Source organism: Streptomyces sp. NPDC005151 (assembly GCF_053599875.1).
The window spans coordinates 26073-47514 of record NZ_JBSFYR010000059.1 but is presented as its reverse complement, the minus strand read 5'-3'; the positions used below and the strand labels follow the sequence as shown (position 1 = coordinate 47514).

Here is a 21442-nt window from a genome sequence, read left to right as displayed (position 1 = left end):
CGGGTGGCCACTGGACGAGCAGCCAGCATTCGGGCAGGGAGCCGTCGGCGGCGCGGCGGATGGACCGGTTGGCCGGGCGGACCCGCAGGGACAGGAACTGTGAGCGCATTTCGGCGTTCGGGTTGTGCTTGGTGGCCTTGCTGCCCTGGCGCCAGGTGACGGTGCGGGTGGCCGTTTGTCCGGCTGTCAGGGCCAGCGCGCGCAGGGTGGTGTGCGGCTGGGGGTAGGCGGACACGGGAGGGCGGCCCTGCCCGGAGTACGGCGGGCGCGCGGGCGTGGCGTCGCCGGGGTGTGCGGTCGTGGTGGCCTTGACCGCGACCGCGTAGGTCAGGCCGCGCTCGGTCAGGCCCTCGCGAAAGCCCGTGGCGTCGCCGTATCCGGCGTCGGCGACGACCGGCAGGTCTGGCAGCTCCCAGTCTTCGCGGACCTCGTCGAGCATGTCCAGGGCCAGGCGCCACTTCTCCCGGTGGCGAGCAGTCTCGGGGATGCCGGCCTTGGCGCGGCGGCGTCGGATCGCCTGCGCCAGCAACGCGTCGTCGCCGTGCTTGGTGTCGTCCCAGCTTTCGGGAAGGAACAGGCGCCAGTCGATGGCGGAGGAGGCACGGTCGGACACCAGGTTCACACTGACGCCGATCTGGCAGTTGCCGCGCTTGCCCAGCGCGCCGCAGTACATCCGCGCCACCCCCGGCGAGTCGTAGCCGTCCTTGGGGAAACCGACATCGTCGATGGCGTACGCCTGGGCAGAGATGTGCGCCGCAGCCCAACGGGCCACCCGTTCCCGGACCTTGGAGTAGTCCCAGGTGGAGGAGGAGACGAACTGCTGGAGTTGCTGGTGGTCCACGCCCAAGCGATCGGCCATCGGCTGCATGGACTTGCGCTTGCCGTCCAGCATCAGCCCACGCAGATACAGCTCACCCTTGGCCCGCTGGTCCCGACGGGCCAGCGAGCCGAGCATCTGAGCCGCGAACGCCTCCAGGCGCGGACGGACCTCTTCCATTTCCTCAGGTGTCACACCTGAAAGAAGATCACAACCCTACTCCTGCGTGATCATCCGGGGTACCTAACAAAGCCCTACTAGTGCCGTGACCGGCAATGTTTGCCCCATGAGGAGCGTCGTCCAGTGCGTGCGATCGCAAGGCGGCCGGAAGTCCTTGGATGGGGTCTCCCCTGCTCGAACGAAGTTGAGAGCTTGGGGAAGGAGCTACCAGGGCTTTTGGCCAACGCGGCGAGCGGGCGTGCTGGGCGGCGCGACGGGGCAAAGCTTGCCGGGAGGGGCACTAGGGCGTTTCGGCAACGCGGGAAGCGTGCGTGCCAGGGCGTGGCCGCCCGATCAGAGGTCACCCGACAGGCTCTGACCTCGGATGTCGTCAAGATTCCTGGGAGCAGGGATCTTGACAGCATCTGATGGCCCATCAGTTGTGGCATTTCGCTGTCATTGACTTCTTTTCGGCCGGAGTCATCAATGGCCCCCTGCCGGCGCAGAAGAGCCGCTGCGCCGCGTCCCGCAGGAGGGGGCTTCATGCGTCCGACCACGCATCCGACCATTCGCAGATCCGCCACCCGAAGACACCCGGACCGCAGGCGCCGCTGGGCCGCCGCGCTCGGCGTCACCGCGCTCGTCGTCACCGGGGGAGGAGGACTCGCAGGCCCCGCGCAGGCCCTGGCGACGGCCTCCGTCGCGGTGGACTTCTCCACGCACTGCATCCCGCCGGCCATCGCGGGCATCCCGCCGATCGACGGGACGACGACGGCGCAGATCAGCGTCGACAACGCCGCCCCGAAGGTGGGTGACACGGTCAACATCACGTACACCGTGGTCAAGCCGGCCGCGAGCAACCCGGTCGATCTGGCCCTGCCCGCCGACATCATGACGCCGACCGGCAAGGTCACCGTCGGCGGCGCCCAGAGCAGCAGTGTCACCGTCGCCGGCCCCAAGAAGAACGACCCCGTACCCGGCAAGGGCACCTTCCCGTCCTTCTCCATGACGGGCGCCTTCACGGTCACCGCACCCGGTGAGATCACGCTCTCGCCCGGCGACTACAACATCCACACCAGCTACATCATGGAACTGGACACCCCCTGCACGGTGACGAACCCGCCCGCCCCCGTCTCCCAGACGGTCATCGCGACGAACGGCGGCGGCCAGGTCAACGAGCGTGCCATCCAGCTCGGTACGGCCTCCGGCAAGGCGGGCGACCCGGTCACCGTGACCGGATCGAAGTTCACCGCGGGCGCGAACGTCACCCTGGCGGGCCGGGCCGGTGGCACCCAGACCGCGGACACGGTCACGGTGACGGCCGACAGCCACGGCGGTTTCACCGGACAGCTCACCGTCAACGATCCGGCGACCACCGGCATCGTCGCGTACGAGGGCTCCGGCTGGGACGCCGACAAGGGCGCGGGCCCGCAGGCGTACACCGTCACCGGTGGCGGCGGGGAGATCCCCGGCGACAGCCAGCGACTCACCTCGTCCGTCAAGGCGGGCACCCTGTCCATGGCCCAGGCCGGCGACACCGTCGAGATGTCGGCGGTCGACTTCGGCACGGGCGGCGCCTCCCGCGGCTCCCTGCAGACGGTGACGGTCAAGGACTTCCGCGGCGGTCCCGCGGGCTGGTCCCTGACCGGCAAGGTCACCGACTTCAGCGGCCCCGGTGGTGCGACGATCGGCGCCTCCGCGCTCAGCTGGACCCCGGTCTGCGCGACAAAGCCCGGGAGCCCGAGCACCTGCGCCGCAGGTTCCGAGGGTTCGGTCGGCAGTGCGGGCGCCACCCTGGCGTCCACCCCGAACGGGGCGTTCACCGGCGGTGAGTTCACCGTCGACGCCCGGCTCGCCCTGGACGTACCGGCGTACACCGCGACCGGCACGTACTCCGGCGTGCTGACGCTCACCCTCACCTGAGCGTCGGTCCCCGACCGACCGGTGGGCCGGGCGGTGAACCCGGCCGGCCCACCCCGTCCGCACCGAGCACCCTGGGGGTTCCGCACCGTGCGCAAGCTGTACATACTCCTCCTGGCCGCCGTCCTGCTGCTGTTCGGCGCACCCGCGGGCCATGCCGCCGACAACGGCAGCTGGTCCGTCTACCCGGCCACCACGAAGTACGGGCAGCGCCCGTACTTCTATCTCTCCGCCGACCCCGGTGCCACCCTCACCGACAAGGTCACCGTCACCAACAAGACCGCCGAGCCGCTGACCTTCCGGCTGTACGCCGCCGACGCCTACAACACCGAACGCGACGGCGGGTTCGCCGTCCGCTCCCCGGGCGAGAAGCAGCGTTCCATCGGCGCCTGGGCGAGGACCGGCCGCGACAAGGTCACCGTGAAACGGCACGGCTCCGTCACCGTGCCGGTCACCGTCACCCTCCCGGAGACCGCCGAGCCCGGCGACCACCCGGGCGCCTTCGTCGCCCTCGACGAACGCATCGACCCTGCCGACCGGGGAGCCGTCGCCGTCGGCATCCGGAAAGCGGTCGGTGCCCGGATCTATCTCCGGGTGAACGGACCGGCGATGCCCGCGCTGTCCGTCGACGACGTCACCGTCAAGCACACCCAGCCGCTCGTCCCGGGCACCGGAGAGAGCCGGGCCGTCATCTCGTACACCCTCCACAACCGCGGGAACGTCACCCTCAACCCCAAGGTCGCCCTCAAGGCCCAGGGACTCTTCGGCCGTACCCTGCTCGCCCGCGACCTGAAGAAGATCCCGTCCGAGCTGCTGCCCCGCCAAGAGGTCCGGCTGACCGAGAAGTGGGCCGACGCGCCGCAGCTGGAATGGGGCGAGATCGAACTGACCGCGAGCGCTCGCGACACCCACGAGTCCGCCGCCGCCCGGTACATCGCACTGCCCTGGCTGATGGCCGCGGTCCTGCTGGTGATCGTCGGCGGCGGTACGGGGGTGTGGATACGGGCCCGGCGGAGCCGCATCCGCAGGGCCTGAGACGACAGCAGGCCGCCCGCTGTGCGGCGGGGCCGCCGGGATCGGGGACAATGGGCGCCATGAGCGCTCGACCGAACCCAGAAGCTGCTGCGCAGCAGGCTGAGAACAACGCCCCCCACCGGGCCGGCTTCGCCTGCTTCGTGGGCCGCCCCAACGCGGGCAAGTCCACCCTTACGAACGCTCTGGTCGGCCAGAAGGTGGCGATCACCTCCAACCGGCCCCAGACGACCCGCCACACGGTGCGCGGCATCGTGCACCGCGAGGACGCACAGCTGATCCTGGTCGACACCCCGGGCCTCCACAAGCCGCGCACGCTGCTCGGCGAGCGGCTGAACGACGTCGTGCGGACCACCTGGGCCGAGGTCGACGTCATCGGTTTCTGCCTGCCCGCCGACCAGAAGCTCGGCCCCGGCGACAAGTTCATCGTCAAGGAACTCGCGGGCATCAAGAAGACCCCGAAGATCGCGATCATCACCAAGACCGACCTGGTCGACTCCAAGCAGCTCGCCGAACAGCTGATCGCCGTCTCCCGTCTCGGCGAGGAGCTCGGCTTCGAATGGGCAGAGATCATTCCGGTCTCCGCGGTGAAGGACAGCCAGGTCGACCTTCTCGCTGACCTGATCGCGCCGCTGCTCCCCGAGAGCCCGCCGCTCTACCCGGAGGGCGACCTCACCGACGAGCCCGAGATGGTGATGGTCGCGGAGCTGATCCGGGAGGCCGCGCTCGAAGGAGTACGCGACGAGCTGCCGCACTCGATCGCGGTCGTCGTCGAGGAGATGCTGCCGCGTGAGGACCGGCCCGCGGACAAGCCGCTGCTCGACATCCACGCGAACGTGTACATCGAGCGGCCCAGCCAGAAGGGCATCATCATCGGCCCGAAGGGCAAGCGGCTGAAAGAGGTCGGCACGAAGTCGCGCAAGCACATCGAGGCGCTGCTCGGCACGCCGGTCTTCCTGGACCTGCATGTGAAGGTCGCCAAGGACTGGCAGCGCGACCCGAAGCAGCTGCGCAAGCTGGGGTTCTGAGCGCCGGCGGAGTCCGTGGGCGGGTCAGCTGTGCGTCGACCTCACGCGCCCTCCTTGAGGACGCGTGAGATCAGTGCGCGCTGGGCGTCGGTCAGGTGCGGATCCGCGCAGTGCGCGGTGCGGTCGTCGACCGTGATCCGGTACCGGAAGCCGTCCGGCACCCCGGGTGGTGGGGTGCCGCGGCCCGCCGCGAGTGCGGATTCGGCCAGGGCTTCCCACTCCGCTGCGTCGGTGAGGTCCGAGGTGTCGATCTCGCGGTGGCGGGCGATGCCGGTGAAGCCGCCGGTGCGGGTGACCTGGATCCGCATGGTTCGACTCCTCTCGGGTTGTTTCCGGGGCTCTGCCCCGGACCCCGCTCCTCAATCGCCGGAGGGGCTTGTTTTTTGGCCGAGCTCCGGCGATCGAGGACAGGAACCGTGACCGGGCCTACGCGGACGGCACGCCCACCTCCGACCATGCCTTCCGTACCGCTTCCAACTCGTCGCCCTCGCCGAAGCGGTCCCTCGCCGCTTCGACCGTCAGGCGGGCGAAGTCCGTGAACTCCGCGTCCGCGGCCAGGCGGCGGCCCGTGAGGACGTCGAACCAGAGCTGTCCCGCCCGCTCCCACGCGTTGCCGCCGAGTGCCGTGGCCAACAGGTAGAAGGCGCGGTTCGGGATGCCGGAGTTGAGGTGTACACCGCCATTGTCCTCGGTGGTGTGGATGTAGTCCTCCATCGACGCGGGCTGCGGGTCCTTGCCGAGCACGTCGTCGTCGTACGCCGTCCCGGGCGCCTTCATCGAGCGCAGCGCCTCGCCCTGCACCCGTGGGGCCAGCAGACCTGCGCCGATCAGCCAGTCCGCCTGGTCGGCGGTCTGGCCCAGTGAGTACTGCTTCACCAGGGAACCGAAGACGTCCGACATGGACTCGTTGAGCGCACCGGACTGGCCGAAATAGCTCAGGTTGGCCGTGTACTGGGTCAGCCCGTGCGTCAGCTCGTGGGCGATCACATCGATGGCGACGGTGAAGTCGAGGAAGATCTCCCCGTCCCCGTCGCCGAAGACCATCTGCTCGCCGTCGAAGAAGGCGTTGTTGTACTTCTCGTCGTAGTGGACGGAGCCGATCAACGGCAGCCCGTTGCCGTCGATCGAATGGCGGCCGTACGCCGTGAGCAGCAGTTCGAAAGTGGCGCCGAGTCCCGCGAACGCGCGGTTGACGCTCGCGTCCCTCGTCGGCTCCCCGCCCTCGCCGCGGACCTTGAAGCCCGGCAGCTGCGTGCTGTGGCGGCAGTCGTAGAGCGTGCGCTCAGGCTTGTCGGACAGCTGGTCCGTCGTCACGGGGCCGGGTGCGGGGGTGACGAGGGTGGCCATCTGGCGGCGGGTGCGCCGGGCGGCGTCGCCCTCCAGGGTGCGGCGGGCCGGACCGGCCAGATCGGGGTCGTCGGCTTGTGACAGCTTGTCGAGTACGTGGGGCGGCACGATCGTGCAGAAGACGGGGCGGAACCCGTGCTGAGGTCGAGGCTGCATGGGTTCGACTGTGGCACTGCGTCATCGCCATGTCACTGTTTGCCATCAGGATTGGACAAATGGAGTGACCGATCACTGTTTACCCGTTACCGAGGTCCGGTCCCGCATACTGATACACGACCGACGTCTCGGGCGCCTCTCGGTTAGTCTCGTCGCATCATGCGTTTCGGGCTGCTTCTTCTTAGCTGCCGCGGCGAGGGCCTGTAGTCGTAGGCCGACCCCCTCCCCGCGGAGTCTGGTGTTGCAGCGACACAGTCGGCCGTCCCACCGCTGGACCCCGAGGAGCCGTACGTCATGACCGCCGCGAATCCCGCTCAGACCCCCGCCGAGAACGCCGTCGGCCGGCCCACGCCGATCACCAACGCCACTCAGCTGCAGAAGCCGTCCGGGATGCCGGTCCACAAGTACGGCCGGTACGAGGCCGTCGAGATCCCCGACCGCACCTGGCCGGACAACCGGATCACCGTGGCGCCCCGCTGGCTGTCCACCGACCTGCGTGACGGCAACCAGGCACTGATCGACCCGATGTCGCCGGCCCGCAAGCGCGAGATGTTCGACCTGCTCGTACGCATGGGGTACAAGGAGATCGAGGTCGGCTTCCCGTCCTCCGGCGAGACCGACTTCGCGTTCGTGCGCTCCATCATCGAAGAGGGTGCGATCCCCGAGGACGTGACGATCTCCGTCCTGACCCAGGCCCGCGAGGAGCTGATCGAGCGGACCGTCGAGTCGCTGCGCGGCGCCCACCGCGCCACGGTGCACCTGTACAACGCCACCGCTCCCACCTTCCGCCGCGTGGTCTTCCGCGGTTCGAAGGAGCAGGTCAAGCAGATCGCGGTGGACGGCACCCGACTGGTCATGGAGTACGCGGAAAAGATCCTCGGCGACGAGACGATCTTCGGCTACCAGTACAGCCCGGAGATCTTCACCGACACCGAGCTGGATTTCGCCCTGGAGGTCTGCGAGGCCGTCTGTGACGTCTGGCAGCCCGAGGAGGGCCGCGAGATCATCCTCAACCTGCCCGCCACCGTGGAGCGTTCGACGCCGTCCACGCACGCGGACCGGTTCGAGTGGATGTCGCGCAACCTGTCGCGCCGCGAGCACATCTGCCTGTCGGTCCACCCGCACAACGACCGCGGCACCGCCGTCGCCGCCGCCGAACTGGCGATCATGGCCGGTGCGGACCGGATCGAAGGCTGCCTGTTCGGCCAGGGCGAGCGCACCGGCAACGTCGACCTGGTGACGCTGGGCATGAACCTGTTCTCGCAGGGCGTCGACCCGCAGATCGACTTCTCGCAGATCGACGAGATCCGCCGCACCAGCGAGTACTGCAACCAGATGGAGGTCCACCCGCGCCACCCCTACGCGGGCGACCTGGTCTACACCGCCTTCTCCGGCTCCCACCAGGACGCCATCAAGAAGGGCTTCGACGCCATGGAGGCCGACGCTGCCGCCCAGGGCAAGACCGTCGACGACATCGAGTGGGCGGTGCCGTACCTGCCGATCGACCCGAAGGACGTCGGCCGCTCGTACGAGGCGGTCATCCGGGTCAACTCGCAGTCGGGCAAGGGCGGAATCGCCTACGTCCTGAAGAACGACCACAAGCTGGACCTGCCGCGCCGGATGCAGATCGAGTTCTCCCGGATCATTCAGGCCAAGACCGACGCCGAGGGCGGCGAGGTCACGCCGACGCAGATCTGGTCCACGTTCCAGGACGAGTACCTGCCCAACCCGGAGAACGCCTGGGGACGCGTACAGATCTGCTCCGGTCAGACCACGACCGGTTCCGACGGCCAGGACACGATCACGGTCGACGCGACCGTGGACGGCGCGGACACCGTGCTGACCGGTACCGGCAACGGTCCGATCTCCGCGTTCTTCGAAGCGCTGCAGGCCATCGGCATCGACGCCCGTCTGCTGGACTACACCGAGCACACCATGAGCGAGGGCGCGAGCGCCCAGGCCGCCTCGTACATCGAGTGTGCGATCGACGGAAAGGTCCTGTGGGGCATCGGCATCGACGCCAACACCACACGGGCCTCGCTGAAGGCGGTCGTCTCCGCGGTCAACCGCGCGACCCGCTGACCCCGCGCCCGAAAGGGCGTAGAACCGCACGGCCGACGGACCCCGCCCACCCGCTCCAGGGGGCGGGGTTCGGCCATCTCCCGACGGTTGTGACGAGCGAGGTGCTGACGTCACCTCGCGACTGTGGTTAACATCACGTCAACACGGCAATGTTGCCGGAGCGTTACGGAGGTGTGCGACGTGCGGTCAGCCCTGGGACAACGCGCCATAAAGCTGCGTATCTGCGGCATCCGCACCACGTGGGACGCCGTCGGTGACGGCGAGTTCTTCTGCCCCGGCTGCGGCGGCGACCGCAACTACCGCCGTCTCACCGGCCGTCGCCGCTTCGCCGTGCTCGGCGTGCCACTGCTGCGCCGCGGCACCGCGGGCCCCGTCGTCGAATGCGCCGCCTGCCGGACCCACTTCGGCACCGACGCGCTCGACCACCCCACCACCACCCGGTTCTCCGCGATGCTCCGGGGCGCCGTCCACATCGTCGCGCTCGGCATCCTCGCCGCCGGTGGCACCGCCTCCCGCACCGCGTTGGAGACGGCGGCGGCCACCGTGCGCGGCGCCGGGTTCGACGACTGCACCGAGGACCAGCTCTCCACCGTCGTCGAGGTCCTCGCCGCCGACATCGGACACGGCTCCGCGTTCGACGCCGCCGCCGAGGCGTGCGGCGCCGCCCTCGCCATCGAGCTCCACGAGGCGCTGGAACCCCTCGCCCCGCACCTGGCGCCCGGCGGACGCGAATCGATCCTCCTGCAGGGCGCCAGGATCGCGCTCGCCGACGGCCCGTACAGCCCGGCGGAGCGCGAGGTGCTGACCACGGTCGGCGCCGCGCTGCAGCTCTGCCCGGAGGACACGGCCCGGCTGCTCGCCGCGGCGGCGCGCACCCCCTCGTGACATACACCGCTGCGCACCGCGCCCGTACTCCCGCGGGAGTACGGGCGCCCCTTCGCCCACCCCGGCAGTAGCCGCGAAGTCGGCCCCCAGCGCGACGAATCGGCCCCCGGCGGCCGGGAGTCTGGACACGTACCGGACAACCGGCCGAAGGGGGGCCCGTGATGAGGGCCGTAACAGAAGACAGCGGCACACCGCCCCGGGCGGGCAGCCGCAGGCGCATGCTGCCCTGGGCGGTCCTCGCGCTCTGGGTCGCCGTGATCGCGCTCGCCGGGCCCCTGGCGGGCAAGCTCGCCGGCGTACAGACCAACCGGGCCGTCGACTACCTGCCGGCGAGCGCCGACTCCACGCAGGTGGCGAAGATCCAGGACGCGCTGCCCGGCGGGGAGTCCACCGATCTCGTCCTCGTCTACCACCGCGACGGCGGTCTGACCGCCGCCGACCGGGCCGAGGCGGACCGGCAGGCCGCCGCGCTCGCGGGCGGCCACACCCTGACCGGCACCCCCAGGGGCGTCCCCGCCAAGGACGGTACGACGCTGATGTACCCGGTCTCCTCGACCGAGCCCGGCCAGGACGACGAGGCCAGGAAGGCGTTCGTCGACGAGGTGCGCGACGTCGCGAAGGGCGGCGGCGGGCTGAGCGTCGAGGTGGGCGGCCCCGGGGCGCTGGTCGTCGACTCCCAGGAGGTCTACACGTCGCTGGGCGGACCGCTGCTCTACACGACCGTCGCCGTCGTGGCGATCCTGCTGATCGTCATCTACCGCAGTCCGCTGCTGTGGCTGGTGCCGCTCGTCGTCGCGGGCGTCGCCGACGCGCTGTCCATGGCCGTCGTCCACGGGCTCAACCGGGGCTTCGACGTCACCGTCACCGGCCAGAGCTCCGCCGTGATGACCATCCTCGTCTTCGGCGCGGGCACCGACTACGCGCTGCTGCTCGTCTCCCGCTACCGCGAGGAACTGAGCCGCGCCGCACGGCCGTACGACGCCATGTCCGCCGCCCTGCGCGGCTGCGGACCCGCTGTCCTCGCCTCCTCCGGCACCGTCGCCGCGGGCCTCCTGTGCCTGCTCGCCGCCGACCTCACCAGCAGCCGAGGCATGGGCCCCATCGCCGCTGTCGGCGTACTCTGTGCACTGCTCGCCATGCTGACGCTGCTGCCCGCGCTCCTTGTCCTGCTCGGCCGCCGAGTGTTCTGGCCGCTCGTCCCCGCGTACGGCAGCACGCCCCGGCAACGGCGTTCACTGTTCGCCGCGATGGGCAGCTCGGCCGGACGCCGGCCCGTCGCCGTACTCGCCTGCGGCGGTGTGCTGCTGGGGGCGCTGGCGCTCGGCGCGTTCAACATGCCCGGAGACCTGAAGCAGGAGGACTCCTTCACCAGCAAACCGGACTCGATCTCCGCGATGGAGACACTTGCCGCCGCCTACCCCGAGCGGTCCACCCGGCCGATCACCGTGATCGCCCCCACCGACCGGGTGGCCGAGACCATGGCGAAGGCCCGCGCCACCGACGGTGTCGCCGCCGTCGAACGCGGCCGCAGCGGCGGTGGCTGGACCGAACTCTCCGCCGCCGCCACCGACGCCCCCGAGTCCGCGGGCGAACAGGCCACCATCAAGGCCCTGCGCGACGGACTGGACGGCAGCCATATCGGCGGTCCCAGCGCCCAGCAGATGGATCTGGAGACGGCCGACGCCCGGGACCTGAAGATCGTCGTCCCGCTCGTCCTCCTCTCCGTCCTGCTGATCCTGATCGCGCTGCTGCGCAGCCTCGTCGCCCCGCTGCTGCTCGTCGCCGCAGTCGTCGCCGTCTGGGGCGCCGCCCTCGGCATCGGCGGGCTGGTCTTCGAACCGGTCCTCGGACTGAAGGGCGCCGATCCCGGACTGCCGCTGCTCTCCTTCGTCTTCCTGGTGGCGCTCGGCGTCGACTACGGCATCTTCCTGATGCACCGGGTCCGCGAGGAGGCGCTCTCCGGCGCCGAACCGACCGCCGCCGCACTCACCGCCCTGCGCACCACCGGCGGCGTGATCGCCTCGGCCGGACTGGTGCTCGCGGCCACCTTCGCCGTCCTGACGAACATGCCGATGGTCAGCCTGGTCGAGATGGGCTTCGTCATCGCGGTCGGTGTCCTCCTCGACACCTTCCTCGTCCGCACCTACCTGGTGACCTCGGCGAGCGTGGCACTCCAGCGCACCATCTGGTGGCCGGGGAAGCTCAGCCGGACGCCCGCCGCCCCCGGGCCGCGCGAGCCCGAACTCGTGCGGAACCGGTGACGGTGCCCGTGCGCGTACCGGAGGATGACGGCGTGTCCCGATCCATGCGCCGGCGCGAACGCATCCTGGCGGTCGTCAACCGCGACCCCCTGCATGCACCGCACAAGACGCGCACCGACGCCCTCGTCGCGGGGGGCGCCGGTGCGCTCTCCGCCGTCCTCGCCCTCACCACCGACCAGGCGCGGACGCCGGACGCGCTCGGCTGGGTGCTGCTGATCGCGAGCGCCGTACCGATCGTGTGGCGGCGGCGCAGCCCACTGCTCGCCCTGCTCGCCATGATCCTGGTCCTGGTGCCGTACCACGCGCTCGACAACGCGCACTCGGCACCGATGCCGCAGACCTGGATCGCCCTCTACACGGTGGCGGTGACCGGACGGCCGCTGCGCACGCTGCTGTCCGGGATCGGTGTGCTCTCCGTCATGGTGACGGTGTGGCTCACCGTCAACGCCCATGAAGGCCTGCAGGTGCTGCGGGTCTCCGGGTGGATCATCGCCGTGCTGTTCTGCGGCGTCGATGTGCGCATCTACCGCCAGTACGTCGCCTCCGTGCTGGAGCGCGCCGAACGCGCCGAACGGACCCGCGAGGAGGAGGCCCGGCGCCGGGTCGCCGAGGAGCGGCTGCGGATCGCCCGCGACCTGCACGACCTGCTGGCCCACAGCATCACCCTGATCGGCGTCCAGACCTCGGTGGCTTCGCACATCCTGACCGTCGACCCCGACCGGCTCGACCGGCAGGCGGTCGCCCAGTCGCTGGAGGACATCGCCGACACCTGCCGGGAGGCACGCGCCGAACTGCGCACCACCCTGCAGGTGCTGCGCGGCGACGGACACGAGGCGGACGGACCGCTGCCGGACCTGGCGGCGCTGCCCGGTCTCGTGCGGGCCGCGGAGGCCGCCGGGGCCCGGGTCGACCTGGCCGTCCGCACACCGGGCAGCAGGGTGGCCCCGGCGACCGGCGCGGCCGCGTACCGGATCGTGCAGGAGTCGCTGACCAACGCGCTGCGCCATGCCGGACCCGAGGTACGGATCATGGTGGCCGTCGAACCGGACGGCCGCGGCGCACTGAGCGTCAAGGTCACCGACGACGGCGCGGGCCCCCGGGCGAACGGCTCGGCGACCGGGTTCGGCATAGTCGGGATGCGCGAACGCGCACGCAGCACCGGCGGTACGCTGACGGCCGGGCCGGGCCCGGCCGGGGGCTTCGAGGTCGCGGCGGTGCTGCCCTGCCACGAGGGGGAGACCGCGCCATGATCCGCGTACTGCTCGCCGACGACCAGACCCTTGTCCGGGCGGCGTTCGCGATGCTCGTCGAGTCGGCGTCCGACATGGAGGTCGTGGCACAGGCGGGCACCGGCCTCGAAGCGGTCGGCCTGGCCCGCACGCACCGGCCCGACATCGTCGTCATGGACATCCGCATGCCGGAGCTCGACGGCATCGAGGCGACCCGGCTGATTGCCGCCGACGGGGAGCTCGCCGGGGTGAAGGTGCTGGTCCTGACCACGTACGACACCGACGAGCATGTCGTCGAGGCGTTGCGCGCGGGCGCCTCGGGCTTCCTGGTCAAGGACACCCGGCCCGCCGAACTCCTCGCGGCGATCAGAACGGTGTCGGCGGGCGAGGCCCTGCTCTCGCCCGGCCCGACCGCCCGGCTGATCTCCCGTGTGCTGCGCGGGCCCGAGCTGCCGTCCCGGGGCGCCCCGGGCGGTCCGGACTGCCTCTCGGACCGGGAACGGCAGGTGCTCGGCCTGGTCGCGCGCGGACTCAACAACACCGAGATCGCCGAGACCCTTGGCCTCAGCCCGCTCACCGCCAAGACCCACGTCAGCCGGATCATGGGCAAGCTGGGCGCCCGGGACCGGGCGCAGCTGGTCATCGTGGCGTACGAGTCGGGGCTCGCGGTACCGGCCGGCGACGCGGCCGACGGAAGCTGAACCGGGGAGCCCCTCGGGCAGCCGTCGGGGACGGTCTTCGGAGGCGGGCCCGCTCTGGTGGCTGCGTACAGGACAATGGGCGCATGAGCTTGTTCCGGGACGACGGCGTGGTGCTGCGCACGCAGAAACTGGGCGAGGCCGACCGGATCATCACGATCCTGACCCGCGGCCACGGCCGGGTGCGGGCCGTCGCGCGCGGGGTGCGGCGTACGAAGTCCAAGTTCGGCGCCCGCCTCGAACCGTTCTCCCATGTGGACGTGCAGTTCTTCGCCCGGGGCAGCGAGCTGATCGGCCGCGGACTGCCTCTGTGCACCCAGAGCGAGACGATCGCACCGTACGGGGGCGGCATCGTCACCGACTACGCCCGGTACACCGCGGGCACCGCGATGCTGGAGACCGCCGAGCGCTTCACCGACCACGAGGGCGAGCCCGCGGTCCAGCAGTACCTGCTGCTCGTCGGAGGGCTCCGGACCCTCGCCCGCGGCGAGCACGCCCCGAACCTGATCCTCGACGCCTTCCTGCTGCGTTCCCTCGCGGTCAACGGCTACGCACCCAGCTTCGAGGACTGTGCGAGGTGCGGAATGCCCGGTCCGAACCGGTTCTTCTCCGTCGCGGCGGGCGGCGTCATATGCGGCGACTGCCGGGTGCCCGGCAGCGTCGTACCCTCAGCTGAGGCCGTCGCCCTGCTGAGCGCGCTGCTCACCGGTGACTGGGAGACGGCCGACGCGTGCGAGGCGCGGCATGTCAGGGAGGGGAGCGGGCTGGTGTCCGCCTATCTGCACTGGCATCTGGAGCGCGGACTGCGCTCGCTGCGATACGTAGAGAAGTAACACAGGCACATCAGGCACAGGGAGACGAGACAGCTCATGGCAGTACGCGGGATCCTCGGTGGCCGTAACAGGCGTACATACAAGACCCCCGAGCCGCACCCCTCCGGGGCCACGCCCCCGAAGATCCCCGGGGAGCTGGTGCCCAAGCACGTCGCCGTCGTCATGGACGGGAACGGCCGCTGGGCCAAGGAGCGGGGTCTCCCGCGCACCGAGGGCCACAAGGTCGGCGAGGGCGTCGTCATGGACGTCCTCAAGGGCTGCATCGAGATGGGCGTCAAGAACCTCTCTCTGTACGCCTTCTCCACCGAGAACTGGAAGCGCTCCCCGGAAGAAGTGAAGTTCCTGATGGACTTCAACCGGGATGTCATCCGCCGCCGCCGCGACGAGATGGACGAACTGGGCATCCGCATCCGCTGGGTGGGCCGGATGCCGAAGCTGTGGAAGTCCGTCGTCCAGGAGCTCCAGGTCGCCCAGGAGCAGACCAAGGACAACGACAGGATGACGCTGTACTTCTGCGTCAACTACGGCGGCCGGGCCGAGATCGCCGACGCCGCGCAGCGCATCGCGCAGGACGTCGCGGCCGGGAAGCTGGACCCGGCCAAGGTCAACGAGAAGACGTTCGCGAAGTACATCTACTACCCGGACATGCCGGACGTCGACCTCTTCCTGCGCCCCAGCGGCGAGCAGCGCACCTCCAACTACCTGATCTGGCAGAGCGCGTACGCCGAGATGGTCTTCCAGGATGTGTTGTGGCCGGACTTCGACCGCCGTGACCTGTGGCGGGCCTGCCTGGAGTACGCCCAGCGGGACCGCCGCTTCGGTGGCGTCGTCCCGAACGAGGAACGCCTCGCCATGCGGGGCAAGGACGCGGGCCCCGACACGGCGGTCTGACCCGGGGAGGCGGACCGAGGCACCCGGGTGCCCCGGTCCGCCCGCTCCGTGCGCCGACGAGGACGCCGGCGGTTCAGGATGCCGACGGGGTCAGGACGCCGACGGGTCAGGCCAGCTTCGCCAGCTCCTCGGCCATGACCTTCACCGTGTACTCGATCTGCTCCTCGGTGTGCTCGGAGGTGATGAAGAACCGGAGCCGGGCCAGCCGCTCCTCGACCGCCGGGTGCAGGATCGGGTTGGCGCTGATGCCACGCCGGTAGAGCCGGTCGGCGAGCTTGAGGGCCTTCTCCGAGTCGCCCGTGATGCACGGCACGACCGGCGTGCCCTCGCTGGTACCGACGTCGATCCCGGCCGCCGCGGAGAGCCGCAGGAACAGGGCCGAGCGCTGGTGGAGCCGGTCGAGCCGCTCGGGCTCCTCCTGGATCACCCGCAGCGCGGCCAGAGAGGCGGCGGTGTTCGGCGGGGTGAGGCCGGCGCTGTAGATGAAGCCGGGGAGGGTGTAGCGGAAGTGCTCGATCAGCTCGTGCCGGCCGGCCACGTAACCGCCGCAGCTCGCCAGTGACTTGGACAGGGTGCCCATCCACACGTCGACGTCGTCGGCGTCGACGCCCCAGTGCTGGCCGATGCCGCCACCGGTCTTGCCCAGCACGCCGATGCTGTGGGCCTCGTCCACCATCAACAGCGCCGCATGCCGCTGCTTGACGGCGATCAGGGCGGGCAGGTCGGCGATGTCGCCGTCCATGCTGTACACGCCCTCGACCACGATCAGCACCCGGCGGTAGCGGTCGCGCACCTGGTGCAGGATCCGGTCCAGGGCGGTGATGTCGTTGTGCGGGAACGGCTGGCGGCTCGCCCCCGACAGACGGCAGCCCTGGATGATGCTGTCGTGCGCGAGCGCGTCGTGCAGGATCAGGTCCTCGGGGCCCACCAGGTGGCCGATGACGGTGACGTTGGTGGCATGGCCGCTGACCAGCGTGACCGCGTCCTGGGCGCCGACGAGGCGGGCGAGGCCCCGGTCGAGTTCCTCGTGCAGCGGACGGTTGCCGGACAGGATGCGGGCGGCCGAGACCGAGCTGCCGTACTGCTTGACCGCCTTGGTCACGGCCTTGACGACGGTCGGGTGGCCGGACAGGCCCAGGTAGTTGTAGCTGGAGAACGAGATCAGCTCGGTGCCCTCGACCCGGGTGACGTCCCGGATCGTGCCCTCGTGCGGAAGGTAGTAGGGGTTGCGGACGCCGAAGCGCTCGTACATGCGTGAGCGTTCGAGCGTGGCGACGACTTCGGGCAGGGCCCTGACATCACCGGTCGCGGTGCGGTCCGGCGCGGGGACGGCCTCGGTGCGGGGCGCGGGCACGGAGGGTACGGCGGGGGCCTCGGTGGGTACCGGCACCGGGGCGGGGGCGGGGGTGGTCGGGGTGGTGCCGAGGAGCTCCTGGACCGTCGTGATCAGCTCGCCGACGGTGCTGATCCTCACCACGTCCGAGGCCCGCACCTCGATGTCCGGCCACTGCCTGCGCAGGCCCGCGGCGAGCTCGGCGAGCATGATCGAGTCGAAGCCGAGGTCGGTGGCGAACACGTGCTCCGGCTGCAGGAAGTCCTCGGAGTACGCGCTGACCTTGGCTATCGCGGAGAGCACACGGGACGTCACCACGTCCGCCGGGTCAGCGGTCGCGACCGCCGGGGCGTCGGCCGTGAGGACGTCGGCCGGTGGCACCGGGACGGGGAGCGGACGCGCAGCTGCGGTCACGGTCGCCGGCGCACCGTTCGGTACGGGGCCGTCGCCTGCGACGGCGCCGACCGACTGCAGCAGATCGACCTGGGCGTGGAGGAACGAGATAAGGCTGCTCATGCTCGATTCACCGTTCGAGTGGGTGGAGGCGGCGGACGTGTGGTCGATCGTGGAGCCGTACGGCACGGCGGCCGTGGACGCGACGACGACCGGAGCCGGGGCCGTGACGGCGGCCGCGGCAGGGGCGACAGAGGCGGCCAGGGCGGCAGGGGCGGCCAGGGCGGCAGGGGCGACAGAGGCGGCCAGGGCGGCAGGGGCCGGGGCGTCGGGGCGCCGGGCGTCGGTGGTCCGCTTCCGGCCCGTCCCCTTGAGGATCGTGAAGGACGAGGTCTCCAGGGGCGACGCCGGAAGCGACAGCAGCGGCGGGGCGTCCGCCGGGAAGAGCGGGGCGGGATCCACCGGCACACCCGCCACGGCGAGCCTGCCCAGTGCCGTCAGGAAGGCCCGCGCGCCGTCCGGCCGGCTCGTGGTGAGCGGTACGACGTCCAGCACCTTGGCACCGGGGGTGCGCCGAGCCATCCGCAGCAGCGAGTCGCCGCCGTAGATCTGCACCAGGAAACGGGCCCCGGCGTCCGCCACCGACGTGACGGCCTCGCTGAAGCGCACGGGGACGGTGTTGTGCCGGCTCCACAGGTCCCGGATCTCCTGCGGCCGGTCGCACACCCGGCCGCCGACGCCGGAGACGAAGGTACGGGCGGGCGCCACGAGCGGCAGGGCCGCGATGTGATGGGCCACCGCCTCGTCGGCCGCGGCCACCAGCGGCGAGTGGAAGGCGTGCGACACCCGCAGCCGCACCGCGGCCACGCCGCGTTCCGCGCAGTGCTCGCGCAGCCGCTCCACGGCCGCCTCGCCGCCGCTGAACACCAGCTGGTGCTCGTGGTTGTAGCAGGCGGGCCAGACCCCGTCCACGTCGGCGGCGAGCTTCTCCGCCTTCTCGTGCGTCGCCTGGACGGCGAGCATCACGCCGGTTCCGGCCGGTACGGCGGCGGCGAGTGCCGCGCCCCGCCGGGCCATGAACCGGACCGTCTCGTCCGCCGCGATCGCGCCGGCCGCGGCCGCCGCCGGGAACTCGCCGACGCTGTGCCCGACGGTGAGGGAGGGGACGACGCCGCAGGCGGCCAGCAGCTCGGTGGTGGCGACTGCGGTGATGCCGAGCGCGGGCTGGCACAGGTCCGTGACCGTGAGGGCCGCCATCGCCTCGGCGTCGTCGGGCCCGTGCTGCGCCCAGAGCAGGTCGGGCAGTCGCGCGGGGAGCTCCGCCGACTCCTCGGCGGTCAGGGCGGTCAGTTCCTCGGCGCGCCGGGCCGACGCCGGGAAGCGCCGGACCAGGTCGGCGAGCATTCCCGGCTGCTGCGCCCCCTGCCCGGGGAAGGCGAAGGCGATCTTCCGCTCCGCCTCGGGCAGCGGCTTGGCCGCGGCGTGGACGCCGGGGGCCAGCTCGCCGATGGCGCCCTCGTCCAGCCGCCGGGCGGCCAGGTCGAGCCGGTCGAGGAGCTCCTGGCGCGTGGCGGCGGCGAACGACAGCCGGGCGGTGAGCAGCTCGCGGCCGGCCAGGGTGCGGGCCACCGCGGCGGGCCGCGCGGCGGACGCGGTGACGGCGTCCCGGATCTCCCGGGCGTGCCGGGCCAGTTGAGGCATCGAACCGGCGGACAGGAGGAACAGCCACGGCTCGTCCTCCCGTTCGGGCCGCTCCGGGGCGGGATCGGCCCCGGACTCCGGGAGCGGCGCGCCTTCGAGGACGGCGTGGACGTTCGTGCCGCCGAAGCCGAACGAGCTGACCCCCGCCCGGCGCAGCTCGCCCCGCGGCCACTCCTGCGGCGCGGTGGCCAGGCGCAGCCCCGACTCGTCGAGCCGCAGCTCGGGGTTGGCGCGGTGCTCGGCGGGCTGCGGCGGTACGACACCGTGGTGCAGGGCCAGGGCGGCCCGTACGAGACCCGCCGCGCCGGCCGCGGAGAGGGTGTGGCCGATGAGGGCCTTGGACGAGGAGACGTAGCAGGGCCGGGTCTGGCCCGCCTCGTCGCGCAGCAGGCGCATCGCCTCCATCTCGGTGCGGTCGCCGACCGGCGTGCCGGTGCCGTGGGCCTCCAGCAGGTCGATCGCCCCGGGGGCCACTCCGGCGTCCCGGTAGGCGGCGCGCAGCGCGGCCAGCTGTCCCTGGGCCTGCGGCGTCATCGGGCCGCCGCCGCGCCCGTCGTTGGCAGTGCCGACGCCGCTCACGACGGCGTAGACGCGGTCGCCGGCCGCCAGGGCGTCCGCCAGCGGACGGAGCACCAGCACACCGCCGCCCTCGCCGAGCACGAAGCCGTCCGCCCGCTCGTCGAACGGCCGGCACACGCCGTCCCGGGAGAGCGCGCCGGCCCGGGAGAAGCCGATCAGCGCGTTGGGTGTGAGGTTGACGAAGACCCCGCCGACGAGAGCCACCGAGCACCCGCCCGACCGCAGGCTCCGCACCGCCGTGTCCAGTGCCACCAGCGCCGACGAGCAGGCCGCGTCGACGGCGTACGAGGGACCGCCGAGGTCGAACACCTCGCTCACGGCGGCCGGCACCATGTTGCCGATGACACCGGCGATGGAGAACGGCCCCACGGGCATGACAGCCGACCCGGCGGCCTTTTCCAGGTCGGCCAGGAGCTCGGGGTCGTCCTCGCCGACGTGAAACGAACCGTCCGCGAGGAGCCTGGCGTTGATCCGCGCGAAGGTCGCGTCGCGGTAGTCGATCGAGGACACCCCGGCGAACACGCCGGTCGTCGCGCGGTCGAAGGAGCCCCGCTCCCAGCCGGCGTCCTGCAGGGCCTCCCGGGCGAGGTCGACGAAGAGGCGTTGCTGGGGGTCCATGGCCCTCGCCCGGCGCGGTGGTACGCCGTAGTGGGACGGGGCGAACTGGTCGATGGCGGGGAGGAAGGCCACCCGGTCGGTGTACGTACTGTGCGACTCCCGGAAATCGCCTGGTCTGTGGTACTTGGAGTGATCCCAGCGCGATTCGGGCACCCCTGCGAACTGCGGCTCGGCGTTGATGGTCATCTGCCAGAACTCGTTGAGGTTCCCGGCGCCGGGAAAGCGGCACGACATGCCGACGATGGCTATACCAGTCACAGCTGCTGATACCCCGATCCGATATTGACGGATTGCATGACGCGGCGTCAGAAGTGGACGAAATGACAGGTCGTGCGGGGGCATTCGGGTAACGGGCAACCCGGAAGGCCGTGGTGATGGAGCGTCCGATCTGGCCGTGCGTCAACTTCGCGCCGCGCCTTCAGAGTTCTGCAAGCGGGGAGGTCGGCGGCGCGCCTTTTCACTCAGCGGAATGAACATGACTTAAAGGGCGGGGTGTCGATCTGCCGTCGCGTGTGTCCCGCGGGTGTCCGTACGGTATCGCCGCCCGGCGCCCCGGCCCGCCGCCGCCCCGCCGCCCCGGCGGCCCGGCCGGCCGGGGAGGTACGGCCACCGGGGCGGGGCGGCGGGGCCACCGGCCGGGGCCGTACGGCTACCGGCCGGCCGCGGATCCGGCGCCGGTGGGGCGCAGCCCGGCCTGGTGCGCCAGGTCGAGCACCGCCTGGTCGAACACGTCGTCACGGGCGTCGATGATCCGGTCGAATCGCCCGAACGCCTCGAAGCTGATCAGCCCGAAGAGCTGCGCCCAGACGGCGACCAGCCGGATCGCGGCCGTCGGCGGAATCGCGCGGCCGGACTCCTGGAAGAGTCGTTGGGCGTCGGCGCTCATCCCCTCGTGTCGCCGCCCGCTCCCGGGGAACGGGGCGAGCGCCCCCGCCGCGTCGGCCGCCTTCACGACGCCGATCAGGGTGAGAACGACGCGCGAGGCGGGGCCGACGGTGTCCGGCGGGGCGTCGTACCCGGGGACGGGTGAGCCGTAGATCAGGGCGTACTCGTGGGGCTGGGCGAGCGCCCAGTCCCGGATCGCCCGGCAGGCCGCGGTCCAGCTCCGCAGCGGATCCGCCGTCCCGGCTTCCTCGAGCGCGGCCTCGGCGGCGGCACCGAGGGCGTCGTACGCGTCGACGATGAGGGCCGTGAGGAGATCGTCGCGATTCGGGAAGTAGCGGTAGACAGCCGACGGTGCCATGCCCAGCTCACGGGCCACCGCCCGCAGGGACAGCCGCGCCGCACCCTCCGCCGCGAGCTGGCGCCTGGCCTCCTCCTTGATGGCCGCGCCGACCTCGGCACGGGCCCTTTCTCTGGCTCCTCGGATCACGCTCACGGCCTCAAGTTTGCCCCATGGTCGCTGATTGGATCACTCGTCCACGATCAGAGCATTGCTCTTGGACCAGTGTTCACCGAATGGCAACACTGATTCATATCC

15 protein-coding genes are annotated in these 21442 nt (G+C 71.3%); 10 read left to right on the top strand and 5 right to left on the bottom strand.

What is annotated here, in order from left to right:
• Window positions 1–997 (bottom strand): IS701 family transposase (locus ACWD6R_RS26880; RefSeq protein WP_451821063.1); only part of this gene is annotated, 997 nt, incomplete at its 3' end.
• 522 nt (window positions 998–1519) lie between these two features.
• Between ACWD6R_RS26880 and ACWD6R_RS26875 the strand changes: the two genes are divergently transcribed.
• The 3 genes from ACWD6R_RS26875 (at window position 1520) to era (ending at window position 4956) form a co-directional block, all read left to right on the top strand.
• Complete coding sequence (locus tag ACWD6R_RS26875; RefSeq protein WP_451821060.1) at window positions 1520–2899, top strand: beta-xylosidase; 1380 nt, start codon at window positions 1520–1522, stop codon at window positions 2897–2899.
• A gap of 87 nt (window positions 2900–2986) precedes the next feature.
• Window positions 2987–3931: a WxL protein peptidoglycan domain-containing protein gene (locus ACWD6R_RS26870; protein ID WP_451821059.1), complete on the top strand. Its 945-nt coding sequence runs from the start codon at window positions 2987–2989 to the stop codon at window positions 3929–3931.
• Window positions 3932–3981: 50 nt separating this feature from the next.
• Entirely contained in the window at window positions 3982–4956 is a 975-nt protein-coding gene (era, locus tag ACWD6R_RS26865) for a GTPase Era (RefSeq protein ID WP_451821058.1), read from the top strand.
• Window positions 4957–4997: 41 nt separating this feature from the next.
• On the opposite strand, the gene ACWD6R_RS26860 is transcribed toward era, so the two are convergent.
• Together ACWD6R_RS26860 and ACWD6R_RS26855 are read right to left on the bottom strand one after the other, a co-directional pair.
• Window positions 4998–5264, bottom strand: a complete 267-nt coding sequence (locus tag ACWD6R_RS26860; protein ID WP_393299178.1) for a protealysin inhibitor emfourin — start codon at window positions 5262–5264, stop codon at window positions 4998–5000.
• Between the two features lie 118 nt (window positions 5265–5382).
• Window positions 5383–6459 carry a M4 family metallopeptidase gene (locus ACWD6R_RS26855; RefSeq protein ID WP_451821057.1) on the bottom strand — a complete coding sequence of 359 codons (1077 nt, stop codon included), beginning with the start codon at window positions 6457–6459 and terminating at the stop codon, window positions 5383–5385.
• A gap of 294 nt (window positions 6460–6753) precedes the next feature.
• On the opposite strand from ACWD6R_RS26855, the gene leuA reads away from it, so the two are divergent.
• From leuA to ACWD6R_RS26820, 7 genes are all read left to right on the top strand, one after another.
• Window positions 6754–8541 carry a 2-isopropylmalate synthase gene (gene leuA, locus ACWD6R_RS26850; protein ID WP_451821056.1) on the top strand — a complete coding sequence of 596 codons (1788 nt, stop codon included), beginning with the start codon at window positions 6754–6756 and terminating at the stop codon, window positions 8539–8541.
• Between the two features lie 180 nt (window positions 8542–8721).
• Window positions 8722–9426, top strand: a complete 705-nt coding sequence (locus tag ACWD6R_RS26845; protein ID WP_451821055.1) for a TerB family tellurite resistance protein — start codon at window positions 8722–8724, stop codon at window positions 9424–9426.
• Window positions 9427–9587: 161 nt separating this feature from the next.
• Window positions 9588–11687, top strand: coding sequence for an MMPL family transporter (locus ACWD6R_RS26840; protein ID WP_451821054.1), 2100 nt, complete (start codon window positions 9588–9590; stop codon window positions 11685–11687).
• 44 nt (window positions 11688–11731) lie between these two features.
• Entirely contained in the window at window positions 11732–12937 is a 1206-nt protein-coding gene (locus ACWD6R_RS26835; protein WP_451821062.1) for a sensor histidine kinase, read from the top strand.
• Window positions 12934–13617 carry a response regulator transcription factor gene (locus tag ACWD6R_RS26830; protein WP_451821053.1) on the top strand — a complete coding sequence of 228 codons (684 nt, stop codon included), beginning with the start codon at window positions 12934–12936 and terminating at the stop codon, window positions 13615–13617. The genes ACWD6R_RS26835 and ACWD6R_RS26830 overlap by 4 nt, the downstream gene beginning before the upstream one ends.
• 83 nt (window positions 13618–13700) lie before the next feature.
• Window positions 13701–14447, top strand: coding sequence for a DNA repair protein RecO (gene recO / locus ACWD6R_RS26825; RefSeq protein WP_037698093.1), 747 nt, complete (start codon window positions 13701–13703; stop codon window positions 14445–14447).
• Window positions 14448–14483: 36 nt separating this feature from the next.
• Window positions 14484–15338, top strand: coding sequence for an isoprenyl transferase (locus ACWD6R_RS26820; protein WP_451821052.1), 855 nt, complete (start codon window positions 14484–14486; stop codon window positions 15336–15338).
• A 106-nt stretch (window positions 15339–15444) separates the two neighbouring features.
• Here the strand turns inward: ACWD6R_RS26820 and ACWD6R_RS26815 are convergent, their stop codons facing one another.
• Together ACWD6R_RS26815 and ACWD6R_RS26810 are read right to left on the bottom strand one after the other, a co-directional pair.
• Entirely contained in the window at window positions 15445–20220 is a 4776-nt protein-coding gene (locus tag ACWD6R_RS26815) for an aminotransferase class I/II-fold pyridoxal phosphate-dependent enzyme (protein WP_451821051.1), read from the bottom strand.
• Window positions 20221–20611: 391 nt separating this feature from the next.
• Entirely contained in the window at window positions 20612–21340 is a 729-nt protein-coding gene (locus ACWD6R_RS26810; protein ID WP_451821050.1) for a TetR/AcrR family transcriptional regulator, read from the bottom strand.
• Window positions 21341–21442 lie beyond the last annotated feature (102 nt).